Genomic DNA, 24,521 nt, shown 5'->3' with positions numbered 1-24,521 from the left:
CCCGCTATCCGGCCGCCACCAGCAGCTCCGACTCCGCCTCCCGCTCCGCCATCCCCCGCAACGGCCCCTCCACCGAGGCCAGTCCGGAGTACGGCCCCCGCTGCACCACGCGCCCTTCGTCCAGCACGATCACCTCGTCCACGCCCTCAAGGCCCGCGAGCCGGTGCGTGATGAGCAGTGTCGTACGGCCCTCCGTGGCGGCCAGCAGATCGGCGGTGAGCGCGTCGGCAGTCGCCAGGTCCAGGTGTTCGGCGGGCTCGTCGAGCACGAGGACCGGGAAGTCGGCGAGCAGTGCGCGGGCGAGAGCGAGCCGCTGCCGCTGCCCGCCGGACAGCCGCGCCCCGTGCTCACCGACCAGCGTGTCCAGTCCGTCGGGCAGCCCGTCGGCCCAGTCGAGCAGCCGGGCCCGCTCCAGCGCGGCCCTCAGTTCGTCCTCGGTCGCGTCCTTCCTCGCGAGGAGCAGGTTCTCGCGCACCGAGCTGTCGAAGAGGTGCGCGTCCTGGGCACACAGCCCGACGAGGCGCCGTACGTCGTCGCCGTCCAGGGCGTACGCGTCTACGCCGGCCAGCGTGTACGAGCCGGCGTTCGCGTCGAGGAAGCGCAGCAGCACCTGCGCCAGCGTTGTCTTGCCGGACCCGGAGGACCCGACCACGGCGACCCTGCGGCCCTTCTCCAACGTCAGGTCGAGCCCGGCGAGCGCGTCCCGGTCCTGCCCGGTGTGCCGGGCGGCCAGCCCCTGCACGACGAGCGGGAACGGCGTCGCGGGCGCCTGGCGGGGCCGCTCCGGTTCCCGTACGGGCTCGGGGGCGTCCAGCACCTCGTACACGCGCTCCGCGCTCTTGCGGACGCGCTGCCGGTACTGCACGGCGAGGGGCAGTCCGAGGACGGCCTCGAAAGCGGCGAGCGGGGTGAGGACGACGACCGCCGTCAACACGCCGCTGAGCCGTCCCGCGGCGACGGCCTGGGCGGCCACGAGTGCGGTGGCGGCGACGGTCAGACCGGAGACAAGTGCGGTGAGGCCGTCGCCGAGCGCGGTGGCGGTGGCCGTGCGGGAGGCGATCCCGGTGAGTACGCCGTCTGCCCGTCGGGCCTCGGCGGTACGGGCGGGCAGGGCGCCGGCGACCGTCAACTCGGCGGTTCCGGTGAGCAGTTCGGTCACGCGGGTGGCGAGCACCCCGCGGGCGGGAGCCAGTCGCCGTTCGGCGCGGCGGGCCACGGCACCGGTCACCAGGGGGACGCCGACACCGGCCGCGAGGAGACCGGCCGCGAGCACGGCCCCGGCCTCGGGCAGCAGCCAGGCGGTGAAGCCGACCGTCGCGGCGGAGACGGTGACCGCGACCCCGGCGGGCAGCAGCCAGCGCAGCCAGTAGTCCTGCAGCGCGTCCACATCAGCGACGAGCCGGGACAGCAGATCGCCACGACGGGTGTCGCGCAGCCCGGCGGGAGCCAGTCGCTCGAGGCGCCGGTAGACGGCGACGCGGGTGTCGGCCAGCATCCGCAGCACCGCGTCGTGCGACACGAGCCGCTCCGCGTACCGGAACACGGCCCGCCCGATCCCGAAGGCTCGCGTGGCTGTCACAGCCACCATCAGATACAGCACGGGCGGCTGCTGAGAGGCCCGCGAGATGAGCCAGCCCGAGGTCGCCATGAGCCCAACGGCACTGCCCAGCGCGAGACTTCCGAGCAGCAGCGCCAGGGCGAGCCGCCCACGCCGGGCACCGGACATGGCACGGACCCGGGAGAGGACTCCACCCGCGTGCGCCACGAGCCGCGTCTCGGGCTCGTCGGCGGCGCTGGAATTCACCGACATTTCCTGGGTAGTCCGAGCCTCGGCGGTCGCCGACCTGGTCTCCGCGCGCTCCGCGGCCACACCCTCCGTCACCCGCACCACCCGGTCCGCCACCGCCAGCAGGGCCGGCCGGTGCACCACGAGCAGTACCGTCCGCCCGACCGCCAACCGCCGTACCGCATCGACCACTTCGGCCTCGGTCGCGCCGTCCAGCGCGGCCGTCGGCTCGTCGAGGAGCAGCACCGGCCGGTCGGCGAGGAAGGCCCGGGCGAGCGCGAGCCGCTGCCGCTGCCCGGCGGACAGCCCGGCCCCGTCCTCACCGAGCACGCTCCCGATCCCCTCGGGCAGCGCGTCCACGAACTCCAGGGCCCCGGCATCGGCCAACGCCCGCCGTACGTCGGTGTCGTCGGCGTCGGGCCGGGCGAGCCGTACGTTCTCGGCGATCGTCCCGGCGTACAGCTGCGGCCGTTGCGGCACCCAGGCGATCCTCGACCGCCACCGCTCCAGGTCGACGTCGGTGAGATCGACTCCCCCGACGCGCACCAGGCCCTCGGCGGGCCGTACGAACCCCAACAGGGCGTTCAGCAGAGTGGACTTGCCGGAGCCGCTCGGTCCGACGAGGGCGACCGTCTCTCCGGGTTCCACAGCGAAGGAGACGTCCGACACGGCGTCCACGGACCGCCCGGGGTACCGGACCGTCACGCCCTCGAATGACAGGGCGTCCGACAGCACCTCGGTGGTACCCGAGGCCGGCACCGGTGTCTCCAGTACCGCGAAGATCTCCTCGGCCGCCGCGAGTCCCTCGGCAGCCGCGTGGTACTGCGCGCCCACCTGACGCAGCGGCAGATACGCCTCGGGTGCCAGGACGAGCACGACGAGACCGATGTAGAGGTCCATGTCGCCATGGACGAGTCGCATACCGATCGTCACCGCGACCAGGGCCACGGAGAGCGTGGCGAGCAGTTCCAGGGCGAACGAGGAGACGAAGGCGATCCGCAGCGTCCGCATGGTCGCCTGCCGGTACTCGCCGGTGATGCGCCGGATCGAGTCGGCCTGCGCCTTGGCCCGCCCGAACACCTTCAGGGTGGGCAGCCCCGCAACCACGTCCAGGAAGTGCCCCGAGAGTCGGGAGAGGAGCTGCCACTGTCGGTCCATCCGGGACTGCGTGGCCCAGCCGATCATCACCATGAAGAGCGGGATGAGCGGCAGCGTGCCGACGATGATCGCCGCCGAGACCCAGTCCTCGGTGACGATCCGCGCCAGCACCGCGACCGGGACGACGATCGCGAGCCCCAACTGCGGGAGATAGCGCGAGAAGTAGTCGTCGAGGGCGTCGACGCCACGCGTGGCGAGGGCGACCAGCGAACCGGTCCGCTGCCCGCTCAGCCAGCCGGGGCCCAGCTCCACGGAACGCTCCAGCAGCCGTCGCCGTAGCTCCGACTTCACGGCGGCGCTGGCGCGATGGGCGGCGAGTTCGGTGAGCCAGTTGACCAGAGCGCGGCCTACGGCGACTGACACCAACAGCAGCAGGGGAGTGCGGAGTTCGGTGACCGACATGTGGTGCTGGAAGGCGCCGACCACCACTTCGGCGATGAGCATCGCCTGCGCGATGACCAGCCCCGCACCGACGACGCCGAGTCCGACGACGGCCACGAGGAAGAGGCGGGTGGCCCGTGCGTACCGGAGGAGACGTGGGTCGATTGGTTTCACGTGAAACATGCCCTTCGGTCCGGGGAGGGTGTTTCACGTGAAACATCACCGCGCGAGATGCGGGACACGTGAGACACCCTCCCCTTCGGACTCAGTGCGCGGCTTCGGCGATGTGCTGCGTACCGATCCGCTTGCGGAACACCCAGTACGTCCAGCTCTGGTAGAGCAGAACGATCGGCGTGGCGATCCCCGCACACCAGGTCATGATCTTCAGGGTGTACGGGCTCGACGAGGCGTTGGTGACCGTCAGGCTCCAGTCCGGGTTGAGTGAGGACGGCATGACGTTCGGGAAGAGCGCCAGGAAGAGCATCGCGACGGCCGCCACGATGGTGACGCCGGAGAACGCGAACGACCAGCCCTCACGGCCGACTTGAATCGCCACCAGCGCCGCGACGAGCGCGACGACGGCCACGATCATCGCGACCAGACTCTTGCCGTCACCGCTGTCGACCTGGGTCCAGATCAGGAAAGCGAGCGCCAACAGGGCGGTGAGGACACCGACTTGAAGGGCCAGCTTCCGTGCCCGCACTCGGATGTCCCCGACGGTCTTGAGTGCCGTGAACACCGCGCCGTGGAAGGTGAAGAGGGTCAGCGTGACCAGGCCGCCGAGGATCGCGTACGGGTTGAGGAGGTCCCAGAAGGTGCCGGCGTACTCGAAGTTCTTGTCGATCTTCACGCCCCGGACGATGTTGCCGAAGGCCACGCCCCACAGGAATGCGGGGAGCAGCGAGGTCCAGAAGATCGCCGTCTCCCAGTTGCGCTGCCAGTTCTCCTCGGGCCGCTTCGCCCGGTACTCGAAGGCGACGCCCCGGACGATCAGGCAGACCAGGATGATCAGCAGGGCGAGGTAGAAGCCGGAGAAGAGGGTGGCGTACCACTCGGGGAAGGCGGCGAAGGTCGCGCCGCCGGCCGAGAGGAGCCAGACTTCGTTGCCGTCCCAGACCGGGCCGATCGTGTTGATCAGGACCCGCTTCTCGGTGCGGTCGCGGGCAAGCAGTTTGGTGAGGATGCCGACCCCGAAGTCGAAGCCCTCCAGGAAGAAGTAGCCGGTCCACAGGACGGCGATGAGGACGAACCAGACGTCGTGCAGTTCCATGACTGTGCAGCTCCCTCGGCCTAGTAGGAAAAGGCCATCGGCTTGTCGGCGTCCTGGGAGTCGCCGCCGATCTTCGTGGGCGGGTTGAGGTCGGCCTCGGTGAGTTCGGGCGGACCGGCCTTGACGTACTTCGCGAGCAGCTTGACCTCGATGACGGCCAGGACGGCGTAGAGCGAGGTGAAGACGATCATCGAGGTGAGGACCTCGCCCTGGGAGACGCTGGGGGAGACCGCGTCGCGGGTCTGGAAGAGGCCGTAGACGACCCAGGGCTGGCGGCCCATCTCGGTGAAGATCCAGCCCCAGGAGTTGGCGATGAGGGGGAAGCCGAGGGTCCAGATCGACACGAGCCAGTAGAGCTTGGTGAGTTTCGGGCCGAGGGTCTTGTTCTTGAAGAGGACCACGTTCGGCACTTCGTCGTCACCGACCCGCAGATGCGGGGCGAGCATGAACTTCTTACGGGTCAGCCAGAGTCCGGCCAGGCCGATCGCGAAGGACGCCATGCCGAAGCCGATCATCCAGCGGAACGCCCAGAAGGTGACGGGGATGATGGGCCGGTAGTCGCCGGGACCGTACTTCTCCTGCTCGGCCTTGTTGGTGTCGTTGATGCCGGGGACGTAGGAGCTGAAGTCGTCGTCGGCGAGGAACGACAGTATCCCGGGGATGGACAGCTCGACGCTGTTGTGGCCCTTGCTGACGTCGCCGTAGGCGAAGATCGAGAAGGGCGCGGAGTTCTGGCCGTCCCACAGAGCCTCGGCGGCTGCCATCTTCATCGGCTGCTGCTTGAACATGACCTTGCCGAGGGTGTCACCGCTGACGGCGGTGAGCAGACCGGCGATGGCGACGGTGACCAGGCCCAGCCGCAGCGAGCTCTTCATCACCGCGATGTGCTTCTTGCGGAACAGGTGGAAGGCCGCGATGCCGACCATGAACGCGCCGCCGGTCAGGAAGGACGCGGAGAGCGTGTGGAAGGCCTGCGCGAGCGCGGTGTTCTGGGTCAGCACGTGCCAGAAGTCGGTGAGTTCGGCACGCCCCTTGGCCTTGTTGATCCGGTAGCCGACGGGGTGCTGCATCCAGGAGTTGGCCGCGAGGATGAAGTACGCCGACAGGATCGTGCCGATCGAGACCATCCAGATGCAGGCCAGGTGGATCCGCTTGGGCAGCTTGTCCCAGCCGAAGATCCACAGCCCGATGAAGGTGGACTCGAAGAAGAACGCGATCAGCGCCTCGAAGGCGAGCGGGGCACCGAAGATGTCACCGACGAACCGTGAGTAGGCGGACCAGTTCATGCCGAACTGGAACTCCTGCACGATGCCCGTGACGACGCCCATGGCGATGTTGATCAGGAAGAGCTTGCCCCAGAACTTGGTGGCCCTGAGGTACTTCTCCTTCTCCGTGCGCACCCACGCGGTCTGCAGCCCGGCCGTGAGGGCGGCGAGCGAGATCGTCAGGGGGACGAAGAGGAAGTGGTAGACGGTAGTGATACCGAACTGCCATCGCGCCAGTGTCTCCGGCGCCAGAGCCATTTGCACGTCGTCAGTCTCCTTATGTCGCCGTGGTCACAGCGGCAGTTTGCCCCTTATGCCCCATGCATTACGGGACGAACAGGGACACGCTTGTGAACGCGTTCACATTCACAAGCTATTATGACGTACCGATTTTCGACATCCGAAGGGGGGTCCCATTACGAAGGGGGGCCACCATATGGCAACCCCCCTGACGTCACTCGTTACGAACGACCTCGACCGACCTCGACCGACGACCCCGGCGGGCAACCCCGCCGGCGACCGCTACAGCTCCTTGCGGAACCCCTCCGCCACCTTCAGGAAGATGTCGTTGGCCTCGGTCTCCCCGACCGTGATCCGCACACCCTCGCCCGCGAACGGCCGTACCACCACACCGTGCTGCTCGCACACCGCCGCGAAGTCGACCGTACGCTCCCCCAGCCGCAGCCACACGAAGTTGGCCTGGGTCTCCGGGACCGTCCAGCCCTGGGCGCGCAGCGTGTCGACCACGCGGGTGCGCTCGCTCACCAACGAGCCGACCCGGCCCAGCAGTTCGTCCTCGGCGCGCAGCGAGGCGATCGCCGCGTCCTGCGCGAGCTGGCTCACCCCGAACGGCACGGCGGTCTTGCGCAGCGCCGCCGCCACCGGCTCATGGGCGATCGCGAAACCGACCCGCAGCCCAGCGAGGCCGTATGCCTTGGAGAAGGTCCGCAGGACGCAGACGTTCGGCCGGTCGCGGTAGAGCTGGACGCCGTCCGGCACCTCCATGTCCCGGATGAACTCCCGGTACGCCTCGTCCAGTACGACCAGCACATCGCCCGGCACCCGGTCCAGGAAGCGCTCCAGCTCGGCCCGCCGTACGACCGTGCCGGTCGGGTTGTTGGGGTTGCAGACGAAGATCAGCCGGGTCCGGTCGGTGATGGCGTCCGCCATCGCGTCCAGGTCGTGCACATCGCCCGGGGTCAGCGGCACCTGCACCGGAGTGGCACCGCTGATCCGCGTGATGATCGGGTAAGCCTCGAAGGACCGCCAGGCGTAGATGACCTCGTCGCCGGGACCGCTGGTCGCCTGGATCAGCTGCTGGGCGACGCCGACCGAGCCGGTGCCGGTGGCCAGGTGGGAGAGCGAGACGCCGAACCGTTCCGCCAGCTCGTTCATCAGACCGGTGCACGCCATGTCCGGGTACCGGTTGAAGGACGCGGCGGCCGCGGTCACGCTCTCCAGCACGCCGGGCAGCGGCGGGTACGGGTTCTCGTTGGAGGACAGCTTGTAGGCCACCGGACCGTCCGCCGAGGCAGGCTTGCCCGGCTTGTAGGTGGGGATACCCTCCAGCTCGGCGCGCAGCTTCGGGCTCGTCTCGCTCACCGCAGTCCTCCTTGTGACCACCACCGGCTTTCAATACTGCTCACCTTATGAGGATTCGGCGCCGGCGCGCACAGGTCCCGTCCGCGTGAGCAATCGCCGGCGCCGGCTGGAACGAACCCCATCTGCCACATCCGCATCAGGGGCAACACCGTACGAAGGCGCACGAACCGGGGGCGCGCTGTACATATATCTATGCGCCGGTAGCTCACGCCGTGGCGCGCATCCCTCGTGCAGGTGAGTTGAGACCTCTTCGAAACATGGGGGACTTGGCAGGCCCATGCGCGCCGACAAGTCACGTAATGCCATTGCATCGTTTAACTGACTTTGTTTCTAAGGTAGTTGACCCCTTATGACCATGCAGAAACGTGCCTGTCAACGCGTGCATATGCGTCCGCACTACCCCACCGCATGAGCCCTACTATCGGCTCGCCATGACAGCAGCAGGGAAGCACCAGGTGAGCCGCGCGGAAACCTCTCGTCGAGGAAGCCGGCCGGGCCGGGCGGGAATCAGAGACGTGGCCGCCGCGGCCGGAGTCTCCATCACGACCGTCTCCGACGCCCTCAACGGCAAGGGCCGGCTCCCGGACGCCACCCGACGCCATGTCCGAGAAGTGGCCGACCGGCTGGGCTACCGGCCCTCCGCGGCGGCCCGAACCCTCCGTACCGGCAAGTCGGGCCTCATCGGCCTGACCGTGACGACGTACGGGGATGAACCTTTCACCTTCACCGAGTTCGCGTACTTCGCCGAGATGGCGCGCGCCGCCACCTCGGCCGCGCTCGCCCGCGGCTACGCCCTCGTGATCCTCCCGGCGACCTCGCGCCACGACGTGTGGTCGAACGTCGCCCTGGACGGGACCGTCGTCATCGACCCGTCCGACCACGACCCGGTGGTCAGCGAGCTCGTCCGGCAGGGTTTACCAGTCGTCTCCGACGGCCGCCCGGCCGGCTCGCTGCCGGTGACCGCCTGGGTCGACAACGACCACGAGGCCGCCGTCCTCGGCATCCTCGACCACCTGGCCGACGCCGGCGCCCGCCGGATCGGCCTTCTCACGGGCACCACGACCGACACCTACACACACCTGTCGACCACCGCATACCTGCGTTGGTGCGAGCGGGTGGGCCAGGATCCGGTGTACGAGGCCTATCCGGCGCACGATCCGTGCGCGGGCGCCGTCGCCGCGGACCGACTGCTCGCCCGCCCCGACCGGCCCGACGCGGTCTACGGCCTGTTCGACCCCAACGGCACGGATCTGCTGGCCGCCGCGCGCCGTTACGGGCTGCGCGTGCCGGAGGACCTGCTGCTCGTGTGCTGCAGCGAGTCCACGGTGTACGCCAACACCGAGCCGCCCATCACCACGCTCTCCCTGAAACCGCGCCGCATCGGCACGGCGGTGGTCCAGCTCCTCATCGACGCCATCGAGGGCGTCGATTCGGACCAGCCGATCGAGCAGGTGATACCGACGGAACTGATCGTGCGGACGTCGTCCCAGCGGCGTCCGCCACGGACCACGGTCAGTCCGCCTCGGTCGCCCGAGGGGAAGTAGGGGGTCGGGCCGGGGGACTTCGGGGGCGTGCCTGTCTCCGGGGACCGTCGGGGGCCTGTCTGTCTCCGAGGCCTGTCGGGGTGTGCGTTGCAGTCGGCGGTCGGCACCTGGGTCGGTCCGGACCCGGTGCCGGGCAGGGCGGTCCCCGAGGCGCCCGCGGCGAGCCGACCGGTGCCGGGACTCCCACCCGGCACCGGGTCCGGCACGCGGTGGGTGCCGGTCGCGCGGTGGGTACCGGCGCCGAGTGGGCGACCGGCACCGGCAGACGCCCCGGAGACAGGCAGGCCACCCGCACGGGTGCCGGCCGGGCAACCCGCACCCGTGCCCGGATCCGCACCGACCAAGCAACTCCCACCGGCGAAATCCAGCCGCGTACACGGCGGGAACCGACCGCCGTCAAGCGGAGGGCGACCGGTCGAAGCCCGGCCCAATCGGGGCGAAAGCCGCGGTGAAGCGGGGTCCCGCCCTGATTCACCACCCCTGGGTCATCACATGGCGCGATCCGCATTCCTATGATGGGCCCACGACACCGCGGGCCGCTGCGACCAGGCAGTCCGACGCGGTGCAGCTGCGGCGCGATGGTGGAGGGGTCGATGACTCAGGGGGCCGGTCAGGGACCCGAGGCGGAGCGGACGGCGACGTTGCGCGACTTCCGGGTACCGGCGTATGTCCACGAGACCGGTCCGTACGCCGACAGCGCGCAGCTCGCAGAGGGCGTACGACCTGATGAGGAGGCCTTTGACGAGGCCTTCGACGAGGTCTATCCGGAGGGCTACACACCCACGCAGCGCGATCTGCCGGTCATCAATCGGGGTGACACGGTTCAGGTCGCGGTGGACCCGGCGTCGGTGGCCGCCCTGCAGCAGACGGAGGGCCCCGGTCCGCTGTTCGTCGTAGGAGACGTGCACGGCTACCTCGACGAACTGGTGGCCGCACTGCGGGAGAAGGGCCTGATCGACGCCGCGGGCAGCTGGTGCGCGGGCACCGCCCGGCTCTGGTTCCTCGGCGACTTCACGGACCGCGGACCCGACGGCATCGGCGTCATCGACCTGGTGATGCGCCTGTCCGCCGAGGCCGCCGCGGCCGGCGGCTACTGCAAGGCCCTCATGGGCAACCACGAACTGCTCCTGCTCGGCGCCAAGCGGTTCGGCGACACCCCCGTCAACTCCGGCGCGGGCACGGCCACTTTCCAGGCGGCCTGGCTGCTCAACGGCGGCCAGAAGACCGACATGGACCGACTCCAGGACGTCCACCTGCAGTGGATGGCCCGGCTGGACGCCATGGAGCAGGTCGACGGCCACCTCCTCGTGCACTCCGACACCACCGCCTACCTCGACTACGGCGACTCGATCGAGGCCGTCAACGACAACGTCCGCGAGACCCTCACCCGCAACGACGCGGACGAGGTGTGGGACGTGTTCCGCAAGTTCACCAAGCGCTTCTCCTTCCGCGACGAGGGCGGCGCCGAACATGTCCGCTCATTGCTCGACATGTACGGCGGCACCCGGATCGTGCACGGCCACAGCCCGATTCCCTATCTCCTGGGCGACGTCGGCTCCGAGGACGGCGAGGACACCGCCACTCCCGTGGTCGAGGGACCGCACGTCTACGCCGAAGGACTGGCCATCGCGATGGACGGCGGAGTGACCATGGCCGGAAAACTGCTGGTCCAGCAACTGCCGCTGGATATCTGAGCGTTATTCGGGCAGACGTCCCCCTCGGAGGACCGGCGGACGACAGCGCTGGCCAGGGGCCAATTTCTGGAAACCCCCTGTCACCGTGTGCCGTCGCCGCTCTACCATCGGCTTATCCGTAGCAGGCTCCCCTCCGTTTCTGCCCGACGGCTCGTTGGCATGCGAGCCCCAAGCCCTACGGAGCATCGGGGGATGCACATGAACAGCGTTCCGCAGCACCTGCACAGCGAGGACCGCCAGGAGTACGAGCGGATCCTCGATGAGGCGCTGCGCTCCGCCCCTACCCGCCCGGAACTGGCCGCTGTCGGTAAGCGGCTCAACCCCGAACAGCTGCGCACCATGGCGCTGAACGCCACCGCACTCATCACGGCGGCCGCGGCGACCGAGTACCAGCACTACGTGAAGGTCCGCGAGGAACTGCGCCGTCCGGCGTCGTCCACCCCGTCGTCCGTCAGCGACACCGGCTCCACGGAGCCGGACGCCGTGGGCGCGATGGGGCTCGCCACCACCCTGGGGGAGGCTGCCGAGGGTGCGGGTGCCGTCGCCGTCGCCGCCGTCCTCACCCCCGTCCTCGCCGGCACGGCCGCGGCGATCTTCCTGCTCGTGGGCTACATCCTCAAGATGCTCACCCCCGAACCGGCGTTCGCCCAGACCATGCTCACCGCCGGCTGGGTGTTCGGCGCCATGACCGCCGCGGCGATCCTCGTCGCCATCGTCGGGCTGCTGCTCACCGCCCTGCGCAACAGGCCCTCGCTCGACACCGGCCCCTACGGCGAGTCGGGCGGCGAAGTGGCCCGCGCCAGGGAGGCCTGGCACGACGCCCTCCTGGAACGCGGCATCCTGCCGTTCCTCCAGGAGGCGCTCGCGACTCCTGGAGCGGCACCAATGCGCCGTACGACACCCCCGGGCCCGAGTCGCATGCCGCACCTCGGCTACGACCGCCCCGGCTTCTCCAGCCCGGACGACGGCCCGGAGCCGGGTCACCGCCCGAGCTTCTCCAGCCCGGACTTCTCCAGCCCGGACTTCGGAGGGCCCGAGCACGCGCCGGAATAGCCCCTCGGCTTGCGCCCCCACCCAGGGGAGCGCAAGCCGAACACCCGGTCACAGGGGCCGCCGAGCGCTGCGCTCGTCGAACTCCTCCCGTGCTGCCTGAACGGCGGTGACACTCGCCTGCGCCCAGGCGGTGATGCCCCGCACCAACCCGCCCACTTCCTGGCCCAGTTCGGTCAGCAGGTACTCCACGCAGGGCGGCACGGTCGGATACACCGTGCGCATCACCAGCCCCTCGCGCTCCAGCGCTCGCAGGGTCTGCGTCAGCACCTTCGCCGTCACACCGTCCAGCCTTCGCCGCAGCTCGGCGAAGCGCATGGGCCTGCCGTCCTCCAGAGCCACCAGCACCAGCATGGTCCACTTGCCGGCGATCAGCTCCAGCACGGCACGGGTGGGGCAGTCGCGCAGGAAGACGTCCACGCCACCGTGTTTCCTCAGGTCGAAGCCGGTATCCATGAGGAACCTCGATATCGGACAAGTGCCTTCTTCCGCAGGGTTGTCGACCGGCCGACCATGGAACGCACCACGCACCACGCCCTGTTGACGAGGAGTCCGGATGTCCGCCCGCATGCATGCCATCGTCCAGTCCGTGTTCGGCGGCCCCGAGGTGCTCACCTACGTCGAGACCGATGTGCCCGAACCCGGCCCCGGAGAGGTGCTCCTGCGCGTCGTCGGCGCCGGGGTCAACCCGGGCGACACGGTGCTCCGGTCCGGCCGGGTGCCGGAGCTGGTCGCCCTGCCGTGGACGCCGGGCAACGACGTGTCCGGCGTCGTCGAGCGGATCGGCGAGGGCGTGACACGGTTCGTGCCGGGGGACGAGGTGTACGGCATGCTTCCCGTCGGCCGGCGCGGCGCGTACGCCGAGTTCACCGTCGCACCGGCCGACGCGCTGACGCCCGCGCCCAAGAACCTCGACCTCGTGCACGCCGGGGCCGTACCCCTGGTCGCCGTCACCGCCTGGCAGGCGCTGGCTGTACTCGCGCGGGTCCGGCCCGGCGACCGCGTGCTGATCCACGCGGCGGCGGGCGGCGTCGGCCACGTCGCCGTCCAACTCGCCAAGGAACTCGGGGCGTACGTCATCGGCACCGCCCGCACGGCCCACCACGCCTTCCTGCGCGGGCTGGGCGCCGACGAGCTGGTCGACCACACCACCACCGACTTCCGGACCGCCGTGGCCCCGGTGGACGCGGTCCTGGACCTGGTCGGCGGCTCCTACGGCCCGCGGTCCCTCGATGTGCTCCGGCCGGACGGCCTGCTCATCGGCGCCTCGATCGACCCGGGCACAGACGAGCAACAGGCCGCCGCCCGTGGCCTTCGGTACACCTGGGTCACGGCCGAGCCCTCCGGCGCGCTGCTGAAGCAGATCACCGAACGCATCGAGGCAGGTCGGCTACGGGTCTCCGTCCAGCACACCTACCCACTGTCCGAAGCGGCCGAGGCCCACCGCACCATCGAGGCCAGGCGCACCACCGGCAAGATCGTCCTCGTGCCGTGACCGACTCGGCCCGCTCGTTCCCCACCGGGGCCCGACGGGGACGAACCCGAAGTTCGCAGGGGGGATACGTCCACCCCTCACTCGGTGGACAGCCCCATCCTCTCCCGCGCTCCGATCCTGTTGGCTGGTGATCGTCACCGATCGGGACCAGGAGCAACGGGGGATTCGGACATGCAGATGCCGTCGACGAGGAAGACCGGCGCCGCCGTACTGGCAGCGGCGTTGCTGGCACTGGCCTCACCCATGGCCGCGACCGCCACGACCGGACACCCGGCACCGAACCACCCCTCCCACGTGTACGACGAGGCCATGCTCCAGCGCGACCTGGCAGCCGTACGGAAGGCCGGAGGCGGCGAGGTGAACGTGCTGGCCAGGGTCGACGGCCCGAACGGCGCTCCCCTCATGGCCCGCATCGGCACCCGGACCGCCGACTCCTCGGACCCGATCCCCTGGAACGCGCACTTCCGCGTGGCCAGCACGACGAAGACGTTCGTGGCGACCGTCGTCATCCAACTCGTGGCGGAGCAGCGGCTCTCGCTCGACGACACCGTCGAGCACTGGCTGCCGGGAGTCGTGGCGGGCCACGGCAACGACGGCAGCCGCATCACCGTCCGCGACCTCCTCCGCCAGACCAGCGGCCTGTACGACTACATCGACGACCCGGAGATCCAGGATCTCCTGATCAACCACTTCGACGAGAACCGCTACGCCACCACCCCGACCGCCGACCTGGTCGCGGTGGCGATGAAGCACCGGCCGCTGTTCGTGCCACAGCCGGGCGGAGCCACCCGGTGGGCGTACTCCAACACCAACTACCTGCTGGCCGGAATGATCGCCGAGAAGGCCGGCGGCGCGAGCTGGCAGGACCTGGTCGCGCACCGGGTGATCGCGAAACTGGGACTGCGGAACACCTCCATCCCCGGGCTCGACCCGTATCTGCCCGACCCGCACGTGAACGCGTATCTGACGACCCCCGACGGCAAGCGTCTCGACGTCACCGAGCACAGCCTGCAACACACCGCCGACTCCGGCGTGGTGAGCACCACCGCCGACCTGAACACCTTCTTCCGTGCCCTGGCCGACGGCCGGCTGCTCCCCGCCGCGCAGTGGCGCGAGATGCGGCAGACCGTGGAACGGACCGACGACCCGGAGGACGTGACCGAGATGCCCGAGGGCACCTACGGCCTCGGCCTGCGCAGGATCCCGCTCTCCTGCGGCGGTTTCTACTACACCCACGAGGGCGACGGAGTGGGCGTCAACACCCGCCCAGCGGTGAGCGCGGACGGCAGGCGCGCGGTGACCGTGTCCATCACGACCACCACCGCGCCCCCGGACCTGGCCGCCCTCAACCGTGCGACGGGCACCCTCGTCGACCACGCCCTGTGCGAGAAACCCGCCAAGAACTGACCGAAGGGCCGGGCCGGTCGCCGTCAGTCGGCGATCGGCAGGTACACCCGGTTGCCCGCCGCGGCGAACTCCTTCGACTTCTGCGCCATGCCCTCCTCGACCTCCGCCTTGGTGCCGCCGTGCTCACGGCGGATGTCGTGGGAGATCTTCATCGAGCAGAACTTCGGCCCGCACATGGAGCAGAAATGCGCCGTCTTGGCCGGCTCCGCCGGAAGCGTCTCGTCGTGGAACTCCCGTGCCGTGTCCGGGTCGAGGGCCAGGTTGAACTGGTCCTCCCAGCGGAATTCGAAACGGGCGTCGGACAGCGCGTCGTCCCACTCCTGTGCACCTGGGTGCCCCTTGGCGAGGTCGGCTGCATGGGCGGCGATCTTGTAGGTGATGACGCCGGTCTTGACGTCGTCACGATTGGGCAGGCCCAAGTGCTCCTTGGGCGTGACGTAGCAGAGCATGGCCGTGCCCCACCAGGCGATCATCGCGGCACCGATGCCGGAAGTGATGTGGTCGTACGCAGGCGCGACGTCCGTCGTCAGCGGGCCGAGCGTATAGAACGGAGCTTCATCACAGATCTCCTGCTGAAGGTCGATGTTCTCCTTGATCTTGTGCATCGGGACATGTCCCGGGCCCTCGATCATGGTCTGTACGTTGAAACGCTTCGCGATCGTGTTGAGTTCCCCGAGCGTCCTCAACTCGGCGAACTGCGCCTCGTCGTTGGCGTCCGCGATCGACCCGGGGCGCAGACCGTCGCCCAGCGAGTACGTAACGTCGTAGGCGGCGAGGATTTCGCAGAGTTCCTCGAAGTTCTCGTAGAGGAACGATTCCTTGTGGTGTGCCAGGCACCAGGCCGCCATGATCGAGCCGCCGCGCGAGACGATGCCGGTCTTGCGGTTCGCCGTCAGCGGTACGAACGGCAGCCGCACGCCCGCGTGGACGGTCATGTAGTCCACGCCCTGTTCGGCCTGTTCGACGACCGTGTCCTTGTAGATCTCCCAGGTCAGCTCCTCGGCGCGGCCGTCGACCTTTTCGAGCGCCTGGTAGAGCGGCACCGTGCCGATGGGGACGGGGGAGTTGCGCAGCACCCACTCGCGGGTGGTGTGGATGTTGCGGCCGGTGGACAGGTCCATGACCGTGTCGGCGCCCCAGCGGGTCGCCCAGGTCATCTTCTCGACCTCCTCCTCGATGGAGGAAGTGACCGCCGAATTGCCGATGTTGGCGTTGACCTTCACCAGGAACCGCTTGCCGATGATCATCGGCTCGATCTCGGGGTGATTGACGTTGGCCGGCAGCACCGCGCGCCCGGCCGCGATCTCCTTGCGGACCACCTCGGGCGAAACGTTCTCCCGTACGGCCACGAACTCCATCTCGGGCGTGACCTCGCCCCGTCGCGCGTAGGCGAGTTGCGTGACCGGCACGCCGTCGCGTCCGCGCCGCGGCTGACGCGGCCGTCCGGGGAAGACCGCGTCGAGGTTGCGCAGTCCACCGCGCGGTGAGGTGTGCTTGATCCCGTCGTCCTCGGGGCGGACGGGCCGGCCCGCGTACTCCTCGGTGTCGCCGCGGGCGATGATCCAGTTCTCCCGGAGCGGAGCCAACCCCCTGCGGACGTCGGTGTCGACGAGCGGATCGGTGTACGGACCGGAGGTGTCGTACAGGGTCACCGACTCCCCGTTGGTGAGGTGCACCTGACGGACCGGCACCCGCAGATCGGGGCGCGAGCCCTCGACGTACCCCTTGTGCCAGCCGATGGACCGCTCGGCCTCCGTCGGCTTTCCGGCCGCCGAGGACTGCTCGGCCCGCGCGAACTCTTCGCCCGGAATGGGCTGTTCGTCCTGGCTGAAGGCAGACGTGTGTGCGTCCTTGTTGGTCATGAGACCTACTCCCTACGCCGGCATTACCCGGTAACAGGTTCGGCGGTCGACGCAGCGGCTTCCGTCAGCCGATGTTTCATGTGAAACATCACTCGATTCAGGTGACGTTTCCCGTGAAACATCGCAGAGACGAAGGTCAGCGCCCTCTCAGCCCGGTGCTCCGAGCTCCCGCGTGTGCAAAGGTGCCTCCACGCTAGCGTCATATGTGGCGCGGTGAACAGTGGGCCTCCGGCGTTCTTGCGATGATCGGGCGGTGACCACGACGCAGCAGCCCCCGTACCCACCGACCGGGCCGCCCCATGGCCACGACCACGGCCACGGTTCCGGGGACGACCATGGTTCCGGATCGGGTTCCGGGGACGACCACGGCTCCAGCGGGGACGGCGGGCACGGTTCCGGTGCGGGCGGTGGACACGGTCACTCGCACAGTCACGGCCCGGCCGCCCCCGTCTCCCGTCACCTCCGGAAGGTCATCGCGGCGATCCTGATCCCGTTCACCGTGGCGGTCGTCGTCGGCATGGTGGTGCTGTGGCCCGGCGGCGCCCCGTCGCACAAGCGCACCGGAGTCGGCTTCGACCGGCAGACGCAGCAGGCGACGGTCACCAAGGTCGTCAGCGTGAGCTGCGCGTCGGTGAACGCCTCGGGCGAGAGCGCGACCGGGGACACCTCCACCGCCGAGGGCTCCTCCGCACAGCAGGAGGCGGGCGGCACCTGCAAGAAGGCCACGGTCACGGTCGGCACCGGCAAGGACAAGGGCCGTACGTTCACGGAGATCGTGCAGCCCGACCAGTCACGGCAGTTGCATCAGGGCGAGAAGGTCGTGGTCGCGTACGAACCCTCCGCGCCCAGGGATCTGCAGTACTCGGTCACCGATGTGAACCGCAAGTTCCCGATGGCGCTGCTCGCCGGCATCTTCGCGCTGGCCGTCGTGGTGGTGGGCCGGCTGCGCGGCGTCATGGCACTGATCGCTCTCGCCATCAGCTTCATGATCCTGAACTTCTTCATCCTGCCGGCGATCCTGCACGGCTCGAACCCGCTGATCGTGGCGGTGGTCGGATCGAGCGCCATCATGCTGATCGCCCTCTACATGTGCCACGGACTGTCGGCCCGTACGTCCGTGGCGGTCCTCGGCACGCTGATGTCGCTGGTGCTGATCGGCGTCCTGGGTTCGGTGTTCATCGGCTGGGCCGCGCTCACCGGCAACACGGACGACAACACGGGCCTGATCCACGGGCTGTACCCGTCGATCGACATGAGCGGTCTGCTGCTCGCCGGCGTCATCATCGGTTCGCTGGGCGTGCTCGACGATGTGACGGTCACGCAGACATCGGCGGTCTGGGAGCTGCACGAGGCGAACCCGTCGATGGGCTGGCGCGGGCTGTACCGCGCCGGCATCCGTATCGGCCGCGACCACATCGCGTCCGTCGTCAACACGCTCGTCCTCGCCTACGCGGGCGCCGCCCTGCCGCTGCTGCTGCTTTTCTCCATCGCGCAGAGCAGCGTCGGGGCGGTCGCCAACAGCGAGTTGGTCGCCGAGGAGATCGTGCGCACGCTGGTGGGCTCGATCGGCCTGGTCGCGTCGGTACCGGTCACCACGGCCCTCGCCGCCCTGGTCGTCTCGGCGGACCGGCCGGGACGCGAGAAGGCTCCGGCGGGAGCCCCGGCGGCGGCTACGGCGGCGCCGGGTGCCAAGTCCGCCCCGGCACGCGGCGGGAAGGGCCGGCGCCGCAAGCACTGAGAACGGCAAGAACCGCCCCACAGAGCCGAGCAGAAGCGTTACGCCAGCTATCCCGCCCACACCACCGTGACAGCGCGTCAGCCGGCGCTCTGCTCCTCCGCGAGGATGCGGTCCAACGCCTCGTCGAGGTGGGCGTCGAAGTCTGCGAGAGCACGCTCCTGACCGAGCGGAACCAGCCGGTCGGTGCGGTCGAGGAACGCCACGAGCGGTGCCGCGCCGGTGCGGAACAGTGCGTGGTCGCCGCCCACCTGAAGCCGGATCAGCACCTCACCCAGCGTCTCGGGATCGGCGGGCGCGATGTGCACATCACCTTCCCCGCACGGCCTGCCCACCCCGTCGATCAGCAGCTCCCGGCCGAAGGTCCAGGTCACCGGGGCATCGCCCGGCAGATGGAAGGTCAGCCGCACGGCGTACGGATCGCATGTCGCGTAGCCCAGTTCGACCGGGATACGGAAGGAGAGCTCCTCGGAGACGAGGAAGCTCATCATGACCTCTGCCTGTACGGACTCGCGCATCGCCTATCCCGTCAATTGCCGCCGACTGGCTGGGAATGATCCCCGTGACACTGAAGGAATATTGCTGAACGTACACGTTAGATCACAAGGAGTAAGTTTTCAGATACTGATAGAGAGCGCGAGCGACCCCAGAAGCCTGCCGACCTCGGTCTGCAGCTGCCGGGCCGCGGCCGGCAGCCGATCGGCCTGATGCGCGGGCAGGGAGATGGCCATCGTGGCGGCCGTGGTGCCGAGCGTGATCGGAATCGCCGCGCAGACCGTCCCCAGCGCGTACTCCTGACGCTCCACCACCAGCTCCATCCGCCGCATCCCGTCCAGGCGCCGCAGCAGGGAGTGGCCGTCCCGCACGGTGTACGGGGTGAGGGACCGCACCGGATACCGGTCGAGGTGGTCGCGCCGGGTCTCCTCGTCCAGCTGAGCCAGCAGACACTGGCCGATCGCGTGCGCGTGCCCCGTCTCACGGAAGTCGGCCCACTCCTCGACCGCCGGATTGCCGGGGGTGTCGGAGACGCACATGACCTCGATCTCGCCGTCGCGGTACATCGCGTAGTAGACCGGTACGCCGATGGAATCGCGCCAGGCCGCCAGTGCGTCGGCGATCGTGCTGCGACGTTTCTCCTGCGCTCCGCTGCTGCTCAGCCGCTCGGCCGCTTCACCGAGGAAGAACAGCCCTTTGTCGCGGCGCAGATAGCCCTCGTGCACGAGGGTGCGCAGCAGGTGGTACGCCGTGGGGAGCGCGAGGCCGGTCTCGCGGGCCAGTTGTTTGGCGGGGGCTCCGTACTCGTGCCCGGCGACGGACTCCAGCAGTCGCATCGCCCGCTGGACGGAGCCGATGAGCGTGGCGGACTGGTGTTGGTGAGGGGCTGTCGCGGAACGCTGTTGCGGCGGGGCCGCCGCCGGGCGCGGCTGCGGTGCCGTGGCCTTCAGGGGGCGTGGCTGAGGGGGCGGGACGGGCTGAGCAGGGGGTGCGTGTGGTTCTACGGGTGCGGTGTCAACCGTGGCCAAGGGTCACTTCCGGAGCGCGAGGGGGCAGCCCGTGCGGGGAACACGGGGAGGGGGTGCGCCGCCCGCGGGGTTCGTCCCCGCGTCGAATTCCGGACTTTAACCGCCCGCCACCGCTCGCAGACGGCCTGTCCGGAAAACTTCCCCCGCCCGAGGGAACCGGTGATTCCTGTTACCGATCACCGGTTGCCCAGCAGGACCTCACCAGTCGCCGCGTGAGGAGGAACTCGACGTGAACTTCCGTACGACGTAGATCAGTCCGCCGACCAGCGCCACGAAGACCAGCAGCTTGAAGAGCAGTCCGATGACAATGCCCACGACGGTCGCTATCAGCCCGCCGAACACGACCAGGGCGATGACCGGCACCGCGACCCACTTCACCCACCACGGCAGTCCACCGAAGATCTCTCGCATTGCCCTCGTCCTTTGCCTCTCCGCCCGTCGCTCGTACCGGGTCCTGTCGGTGTCCGGCACTCGTGTGCCGGATCTCTGATGTTCTGCACTCGATGCTAGGGCGGGCGAAGGCCGAACGGGGGCCTCGCATCCCTTGTCCTCCCCTGACCGTTCCCCTAGGGAACCCTGAGACGCGGGTCAGGCTTCGGGTGGAGAGCCGGGCTTCCGGCAGGATCAGGCCTCCGGCGGCGAGAACACCACCAGCACCCGCAGGTCCTCGCTGATGTGATGGAACTTGTGGGCCACCCCGGCCGGCACGTAGACCACGCTGCCGCGCGCCACCTGGGTGGTCTCCATGCCGACGGTGATCGCGGCGCGTCCGCTCACGACGAAGTACACCTCGTCCTGGTTGTGCGGCTGCTGCCGGTCGTGGTCGCCCGCGTCGAGCGCGTACAGACCGACCGACATGTTCTTCTCGCGCAGGAACTGCAGGTATGCGCCGTCGTTGGCGGCACGCTCCGCCTCCAGTTCATCCAACCGGAATGCCTTCATCGCCCTCGTCCACGCTCGGAGTCGATCTCTTCTGTCACGATCAGACACATGAAGAATTTCCTAGTCAAGACGATCGCCAACGCGGGTGCCCTGGCGGTCGCCGTATGGCTCATCGACAAGATCACCCTGACCGGCGACAGCACCTTCAAGAAGGTCTGGACCCTGCTCCTCGTCGCCGTGGTCTTCGGCCTGGTGAACTTCCTCGTGAAGCCGATCGTCAAGGTGCTGACCTTCCCGCTGTTCATCCTGACGCTCGGTCTGATCACCCTGGTGGTCAACGCGCTGATGCTGATGCTCACCTCGTGGCTGGCCGACAGGTTCGACCTGAGTTTCCACGTCGACGGCTTCTGGACGGCCGTCCTGGGCGGCCTGATCATCTCGGTCGTCTCCTGGGCGCTCAACGTCGTCCTGCCCGACGGGGACTGAGCACGCCATGACCTACCGCGTCAGCTTCGTCTGCACCGGCAACATCTGCCGCTCCCCGATGGCCGAATCGGTCTTCCGCGCGCGGGTGGAGGAGGCCGGCCTCGACGGCCTGGTCGAGGTCGACAGCGCGGGCACGGGCGGCTGGCACGAGGGCGACGGCGCCGACCCGCGCGCCGTCGCCGTCCTGGCGGAGCACGGATACGGCGGCGACCATGTCGCCCGCCAGTTCCAGGCCTCCTGGTTCCCCCGCCTGGACCTCGTCATCGCCCTCGACTCCGGCCACCGCAGCGCACTGCGCCGCCTCGCCCCGACCGAGCAGGACGCCCGGAAGGTCCACCTGCTCCGCTCCTACGACCCCGCCGCCGACGGCGACCTCGATGTACCGGACCCGTACTACGGGGGCCTGGACGGCTTCGAGGAGTGCCTTGAGATGGTGGAGGCGGCGAGCACGGGCCTGCTCGCCGCGGTGCGTGAGGAAGTGGAGGGACGAGCGGTATGAGTGATTCCGCTGCAGACAAGGGTGTGGGAGACGGCACACGCGCGGTGCGGGCCGGGTTGCCCGAGCCGGTCAAGCACGAACCGACCCTGCCCGGGCCGGTGTTCGCCGCGCACTTCCACCTCCCGGGCGAGGTGACGGGCCCGTACGCCTACGGCCGTGACGAGAACCCGACCTGGACCCATCTGGAGCGCGCCATCGGCGAGTTGGAGGCGCCCGGACAGGCTGGCGTCGAAACGCTCGTGTTCGCCTCCGGCATGGCCGCCATCTCCTCGGTGCTCTTCTCCCAGCTGCGCGCCGGCGACGCGGTCGTCCTGCCCGACGACGGCTACCAGGTACTGCCGCTGGTGCGCGCGCAGTTGGAGGCGTACGGCATCGAAGTGCGCACCGCGCCGACCGCCGGGGACGCCCAGCTCGACCTCCTCGACGGCGCGAAGCTGCTGTGGATCGAGACCCCGTCGAACCCCGGGCTCGACGTGTGTGACGTACGACGGCTCGCCGAGGCGGCACACGCGCGTGGCGCCCTCGTGGCCGTCGACAACACCCTCGCCACGCCCCTGGGACAGCGCCCGCTGGAACTCGGCGCCGACTTCTCCGTGGCGAGCGGTACCAAGCAGCTCACCGGGCACGGGGACGTCCTCCTCGGCTACGTCGCCGGAACCGACGCCACCGCCATGGCCGCCGTACGCCGGTGGCGCAAGATCGTCGGCGCGATTCCCGGGCCCATGGAGGCCTGGCTCGCGCACCGCTCGATCGCCACGCTCCAGCTGCGTGTCGACCGGCAGAACGCCACCGCGCGGACCCTCGCCGAGGCCCTGCGCGGCCGGGCCGAGGTGACCGGGCTGCGTTATCCGGGGCTGCCCGACGACCCGTCGCACAAGATCGCGTCGCAGCAGATGCGGCGCTACGGGTGTGTGGTTTCGTTCACGCTGCCCACGCGCACGCGTGCCGAGCGTTTTCTCGACGCCCTGCGGCTCGTGGACGACGCGACGAGTTTCGGCGGGGTGCGGTCCACCGCCGAACGGCGTGGGCGCTGGGGAGGTGACGCGGTGCCGGAGGGCTTCGTTCGCTTCTCGGTCGGTGCCGAGGATCCGGAGGACCTGGTGGCCGATGTGCTGCGTGCGCTGGACGAGTCGGCTCGGTGACCGGTTTACGTACCGCCGGTCGGTGTCCTGGTACGCACAACGGACGGTCCGAGCCTCCCCCCTCGTGGCTCGGACCGTCCCCGGTTCTGCGCGCGAAGAACCGCACGAACGAGGCTAGTTGACTCTGTGTCAGTGTCCAATCACAGTAGCGACAGCGACCTATCGACTTATTTATAGTTGGGCCCTGCCCGGGGCCGGAGGACGGGTGGGGAAAGGAGAGTGCGTGCCATGGATCTGGCCTTGCTGCGCACCTTCGTGACCGTGCACCGGGCCGGCTCCTTCACCCGCGCCGCAGCCCTGCTCGGTCTCTCCCAGCCGGCGGTGACGTCCCAGATCCGCACCCTGGAACGGCAGTTGGGCCGCCCTCTGTTCCTGCGCCAGGCCCGTGGAGTCACCCCCACCACCATGGGCGACGAACTCGCGCACAAGGCCGCACCGCATCTCGACGCCCTCGTGGAGATAGCCGAGACGGGTCCCGACAACGACTCCTCGCTGCGCACCCTGCATCTTGCCGGGCCCCCCGAGTTCACCGCCGAGCGGGCGCTGCCCGCGCTCACGGAGCTGACCGGCGAGGACGGCCAGGGCTTCGCGCTGCGCGCGTCCTTCGGGAACGCCGAGGAGACCCTGGAGGGGCTGGCGGCCGGACATCATGATCTGGCCATCAGCACGGCCCGTCCGCGAGGCGCTCTGCTCACCGCGACAACGCTCTGCGACGAGGAGCACGTCCTTGTCGCCGCCCCGCACTGGGCCGCGCAGATCGGCTCCGCGAAGCTCGGCCCCAAGGACGCGCCCGCCCTGGACGACCTCCCCGTGGTCGAGGTCCACGAGTCGCTGCCCTTCGTCTCCCGGTACTGGGCCTCGGTCTTCGATGCCCGTCCGGCCACCCCGGGCACCGTCATCGTGCCGGACCTGCGTGCAGTCCTCGCCTGCGCGGTCGCGGGCGCAGGGCTCGCGGTACTGCCCCGCTATCTGTGCGCCCTCGCGCTGGAACGCGGCGAGGTCGTCCCGCTCCACGAACCCGCGGTACCGCCGCTGCGGACGTATTTCCTGGTGGTGCGGACCGGCACTCTTGCAATGCCGCACATCGCCCGGGCCCACGAGTGGCTCCAACGGGCGGCCACCGACTGGAGCTGACCAGGCACTTTGCGGCCGTTCTGCGGCAAGCCCGCCGAACGTCACGCTCTGAACCGTCAAGGTCACGTTTCGCGATGTTTCACGTGGAACCAGCCGGGCCACATTTCTCCCATGACCGTCCGACCCGTGGTCAAGCGCACCGCACGCGCCATTCTCCTCGACGGCGACGCCCTGATCCTCATCAAGCGCACCAAGCCCGGTGTGGATCCCTACTGGGTCACGCCCGGTGGCGGGGTCGAACCCGGGGACACAACCGTCGTCGACGCCCTGCACCGGGAGGTGTACGAGGAACTCGGCGCCAAGATCACCGACGTGGTGCCCTGCTTCGTGGACACCGTCGAGCACATCGGCGCGAACGCGGCCACGACCGGTGTGAAGGTGCAGCACTTCTTCGTCTGCCACCTGGAGTCCATGGACCCGGCGCTACGCCACGGCCCCGAGGTGGACGAGCCCCTCGGCGAGTACGAGATCGTACGAGTGCCCTTCACCCGAGTCGGCATCGCGTCCGTCCATCTCGTGCCCCTGTCCCTACGGCACTACCTGGACGGCAACATCGAAGGGGTCCGCGCGATGCACGCTCCCGACCTCGGCTGACGCCTCCGGCAC

21 protein-coding genes are annotated in these 24,521 nt (G+C 69.4%); 11 read left to right on the top strand and 10 right to left on the bottom strand.

The window, feature by feature from the left end:
• Nucleotides 1-4 precede the first annotated feature (4 nt).
• From cydD to hisC, 4 genes are all read right to left on the bottom strand, one after another.
• On the bottom strand, nucleotides 5-3,508 hold the full coding sequence (cydD, locus tag OO70_RS25840; RefSeq protein ID WP_043676158.1) for a thiol reductant ABC exporter subunit CydD: 3,504 nt from the start codon (nucleotides 3,506-3,508) through the stop codon (nucleotides 5-7).
• 82 nt (nucleotides 3,509-3,590) lie between these two features.
• Nucleotides 3,591-4,595: a cytochrome d ubiquinol oxidase subunit II gene (gene cydB / locus OO70_RS25835; RefSeq protein ID WP_043676156.1), complete on the bottom strand. Its 1,005-nt coding sequence runs from the start codon at nucleotides 4,593-4,595 to the stop codon at nucleotides 3,591-3,593.
• Nucleotides 4,596-4,615: 20 nt separating this feature from the next.
• The gene (locus OO70_RS25830) at nucleotides 4,616-6,124 is read right to left on the bottom strand and encodes a cytochrome ubiquinol oxidase subunit I (protein WP_043676153.1); all 1,509 of its coding nucleotides are present in this window, start codon (nucleotides 6,122-6,124) and stop codon (nucleotides 4,616-4,618) included.
• A 258-nt stretch (nucleotides 6,125-6,382) separates the two neighbouring features.
• Nucleotides 6,383-7,462 carry a histidinol-phosphate transaminase gene (gene hisC, locus OO70_RS25825; RefSeq protein WP_043676150.1) on the bottom strand — a complete coding sequence of 360 codons (1,080 nt, stop codon included), beginning with the start codon at nucleotides 7,460-7,462 and terminating at the stop codon, nucleotides 6,383-6,385.
• A 431-nt stretch (nucleotides 7,463-7,893) separates the two neighbouring features.
• On the opposite strand from hisC, the gene OO70_RS25820 reads away from it, so the two are divergent.
• The 3 genes from OO70_RS25820 to OO70_RS25810 all read left to right on the top strand — a co-directional run bounded on the left by OO70_RS25820 (nucleotide 7,894) and on the right by OO70_RS25810 (nucleotide 11,753).
• A complete protein-coding gene (locus OO70_RS25820; protein WP_078651551.1) occupies nucleotides 7,894-9,006 on the top strand; it encodes a LacI family DNA-binding transcriptional regulator in 1,113 nt (370 codons plus the stop codon).
• A 578-nt stretch (nucleotides 9,007-9,584) separates the two neighbouring features.
• The gene (locus OO70_RS25815) at nucleotides 9,585-10,700 is read left to right on the top strand and encodes a metallophosphoesterase (RefSeq protein WP_106971763.1); all 1,116 of its coding nucleotides are present in this window, start codon (nucleotides 9,585-9,587) and stop codon (nucleotides 10,698-10,700) included.
• 192 nt (nucleotides 10,701-10,892) lie between these two features.
• Complete coding sequence (locus OO70_RS25810) at nucleotides 10,893-11,753, top strand: membrane protein (protein ID WP_043676141.1); 861 nt, start codon at nucleotides 10,893-10,895, stop codon at nucleotides 11,751-11,753.
• A gap of 48 nt (nucleotides 11,754-11,801) precedes the next feature.
• Here OO70_RS25810 and OO70_RS25805 read toward each other — a convergent pair whose 3' ends face one another.
• On the bottom strand, nucleotides 11,802-12,206 hold the full coding sequence (locus OO70_RS25805) for a winged helix-turn-helix transcriptional regulator (protein ID WP_043676138.1): 405 nt from the start codon (nucleotides 12,204-12,206) through the stop codon (nucleotides 11,802-11,804).
• Between the two features lie 100 nt (nucleotides 12,207-12,306).
• On the opposite strand from OO70_RS25805, the gene OO70_RS25800 reads away from it, so the two are divergent.
• Together OO70_RS25800 and OO70_RS25795 are read left to right on the top strand one after the other, a co-directional pair.
• Nucleotides 12,307-13,245, top strand: coding sequence for an NADP-dependent oxidoreductase (locus OO70_RS25800; RefSeq protein ID WP_043676130.1), 939 nt, complete (start codon nucleotides 12,307-12,309; stop codon nucleotides 13,243-13,245).
• A 171-nt stretch (nucleotides 13,246-13,416) separates the two neighbouring features.
• Entirely contained in the window at nucleotides 13,417-14,652 is a 1,236-nt protein-coding gene (locus OO70_RS25795) for a serine hydrolase domain-containing protein (protein ID WP_043676128.1), read from the top strand.
• A 23-nt stretch (nucleotides 14,653-14,675) separates the two neighbouring features.
• Here OO70_RS25795 and thiC read toward each other — a convergent pair whose 3' ends face one another.
• Nucleotides 14,676-16,514 carry a phosphomethylpyrimidine synthase ThiC gene (thiC, locus tag OO70_RS25790; RefSeq protein WP_043676126.1) on the bottom strand — a complete coding sequence of 613 codons (1,839 nt, stop codon included), beginning with the start codon at nucleotides 16,512-16,514 and terminating at the stop codon, nucleotides 14,676-14,678.
• Nucleotides 16,515-16,767: 253 nt separating this feature from the next.
• Here thiC and OO70_RS25785 point away from each other — a divergent pair, with 253 nt between their 5' ends.
• The gene (locus tag OO70_RS25785; protein WP_043676124.1) at nucleotides 16,768-18,252 is read left to right on the top strand and encodes a YibE/F family protein; all 1,485 of its coding nucleotides are present in this window, start codon (nucleotides 16,768-16,770) and stop codon (nucleotides 18,250-18,252) included.
• Nucleotides 18,253-18,329: 77 nt separating this feature from the next.
• Here OO70_RS25785 and OO70_RS25780 read toward each other — a convergent pair whose 3' ends face one another.
• From OO70_RS25780 to OO70_RS25765, 4 genes are all read right to left on the bottom strand, one after another.
• Complete coding sequence (locus OO70_RS25780; protein WP_043676122.1) at nucleotides 18,330-18,767, bottom strand: SsgA family sporulation/cell division regulator; 438 nt, start codon at nucleotides 18,765-18,767, stop codon at nucleotides 18,330-18,332.
• 99 nt (nucleotides 18,768-18,866) lie between these two features.
• Nucleotides 18,867-19,772: an IclR family transcriptional regulator gene (locus OO70_RS25775; RefSeq protein WP_199827398.1), complete on the bottom strand. Its 906-nt coding sequence runs from the start codon at nucleotides 19,770-19,772 to the stop codon at nucleotides 18,867-18,869.
• 198 nt (nucleotides 19,773-19,970) lie between these two features.
• Nucleotides 19,971-20,183, bottom strand: a complete 213-nt coding sequence (locus OO70_RS25770) for a DUF5326 family protein (protein WP_043676116.1) — start codon at nucleotides 20,181-20,183, stop codon at nucleotides 19,971-19,973.
• A gap of 213 nt (nucleotides 20,184-20,396) precedes the next feature.
• A complete protein-coding gene (locus OO70_RS25765) occupies nucleotides 20,397-20,714 on the bottom strand; it encodes a cupin domain-containing protein (protein WP_019073397.1) in 318 nt (105 codons plus the stop codon).
• A 48-nt stretch (nucleotides 20,715-20,762) separates the two neighbouring features.
• Here OO70_RS25765 and OO70_RS25760 point away from each other — a divergent pair, with 48 nt between their 5' ends.
• The 5 genes from OO70_RS25760 (at nucleotide 20,763) to OO70_RS25740 (ending at nucleotide 24,509) form a co-directional block, all read left to right on the top strand.
• Entirely contained in the window at nucleotides 20,763-21,140 is a 378-nt protein-coding gene (locus OO70_RS25760; protein ID WP_043676112.1) for a phage holin family protein, read from the top strand.
• Nucleotides 21,141-21,147: 7 nt separating this feature from the next.
• Nucleotides 21,148-21,639 carry a low molecular weight protein-tyrosine-phosphatase gene (locus OO70_RS25755; protein WP_043676110.1) on the top strand — a complete coding sequence of 164 codons (492 nt, stop codon included), beginning with the start codon at nucleotides 21,148-21,150 and terminating at the stop codon, nucleotides 21,637-21,639.
• Nucleotides 21,636-22,781 carry a cystathionine gamma-lyase gene (locus OO70_RS25750; RefSeq protein ID WP_043676107.1) on the top strand — a complete coding sequence of 382 codons (1,146 nt, stop codon included), beginning with the start codon at nucleotides 21,636-21,638 and terminating at the stop codon, nucleotides 22,779-22,781. The genes OO70_RS25755 and OO70_RS25750 overlap by 4 nt, the downstream gene beginning before the upstream one ends.
• A 228-nt stretch (nucleotides 22,782-23,009) precedes the next feature.
• Nucleotides 23,010-23,915, top strand: a complete 906-nt coding sequence (locus tag OO70_RS25745; RefSeq protein WP_043676104.1) for a LysR family transcriptional regulator — start codon at nucleotides 23,010-23,012, stop codon at nucleotides 23,913-23,915.
• A 111-nt stretch (nucleotides 23,916-24,026) separates the two neighbouring features.
• Nucleotides 24,027-24,509 (top strand): NUDIX domain-containing protein, encoded by a 483-nt coding sequence (locus tag OO70_RS25740; protein WP_043676101.1) that lies wholly within the window; start codon nucleotides 24,027-24,029, stop codon nucleotides 24,507-24,509.
• The last annotated feature ends 12 nt before the right edge of the window (nucleotides 24,510-24,521 follow it).

This window comes from Streptomyces xylophagus (assembly GCF_000716435.1).
In the GTDB taxonomy this organism is placed as follows: domain Bacteria; phylum Actinomycetota; class Actinomycetes; order Streptomycetales; family Streptomycetaceae; genus Streptomyces; species Streptomyces xylophagus.
This window is presented reverse-complemented; position numbering and strand designations above follow the sequence as displayed.

Bases quoted from the DNA above. Each gene is read 5' to 3' on its own strand.
- cydD (WP_043676158.1), bottom strand. From the start codon at position 3,508: ATGTTTCACGTGAAACCAATCGACCCACGTCTCCTCCGGTACGCACGG.
- cydB (WP_043676156.1), bottom strand. From the start codon at position 4,595: ATGGAACTGCACGACGTCTGGTTCGTCCTCATCGCCGTCCTGTGGACC.
- OO70_RS25820 (WP_078651551.1), top strand. From the start codon at position 7,894: ATGACAGCAGCAGGGAAGCACCAGGTGAGCCGCGCGGAAACCTCTCGT.
- OO70_RS25815 (WP_106971763.1), top strand. From the start codon at position 9,585: ATGGTGGAGGGGTCGATGACTCAGGGGGCCGGTCAGGGACCCGAGGCG.
- OO70_RS25810 (WP_043676141.1), top strand. From the start codon at position 10,893: ATGCACATGAACAGCGTTCCGCAGCACCTGCACAGCGAGGACCGCCAG.
- OO70_RS25805 (WP_043676138.1), bottom strand. From the start codon at position 12,206: ATGGATACCGGCTTCGACCTGAGGAAACACGGTGGCGTGGACGTCTTC.
- OO70_RS25800 (WP_043676130.1), top strand. From the start codon at position 12,307: ATGTCCGCCCGCATGCATGCCATCGTCCAGTCCGTGTTCGGCGGCCCC.
- OO70_RS25795 (WP_043676128.1), top strand. From the start codon at position 13,417: ATGCAGATGCCGTCGACGAGGAAGACCGGCGCCGCCGTACTGGCAGCG.
- thiC (WP_043676126.1), bottom strand. From the start codon at position 16,514: ATGACCAACAAGGACGCACACACGTCTGCCTTCAGCCAGGACGAACAG.
- OO70_RS25780 (WP_043676122.1), bottom strand. From the start codon at position 18,767: ATGCGCGAGTCCGTACAGGCAGAGGTCATGATGAGCTTCCTCGTCTCC.
- OO70_RS25770 (WP_043676116.1), bottom strand. From the start codon at position 20,183: ATGCGAGAGATCTTCGGTGGACTGCCGTGGTGGGTGAAGTGGGTCGCG.
- OO70_RS25765 (WP_019073397.1), bottom strand. From the start codon at position 20,714: ATGAAGGCATTCCGGTTGGATGAACTGGAGGCGGAGCGTGCCGCCAAC.
- OO70_RS25760 (WP_043676112.1), top strand. From the start codon at position 20,763: ATGAAGAATTTCCTAGTCAAGACGATCGCCAACGCGGGTGCCCTGGCG.
- OO70_RS25755 (WP_043676110.1), top strand. From the start codon at position 21,148: ATGACCTACCGCGTCAGCTTCGTCTGCACCGGCAACATCTGCCGCTCC.
- OO70_RS25750 (WP_043676107.1), top strand. From the start codon at position 21,636: ATGAGTGATTCCGCTGCAGACAAGGGTGTGGGAGACGGCACACGCGCG.
- OO70_RS25745 (WP_043676104.1), top strand. From the start codon at position 23,010: ATGGATCTGGCCTTGCTGCGCACCTTCGTGACCGTGCACCGGGCCGGC.
- OO70_RS25740 (WP_043676101.1), top strand. From the start codon at position 24,027: ATGACCGTCCGACCCGTGGTCAAGCGCACCGCACGCGCCATTCTCCTC.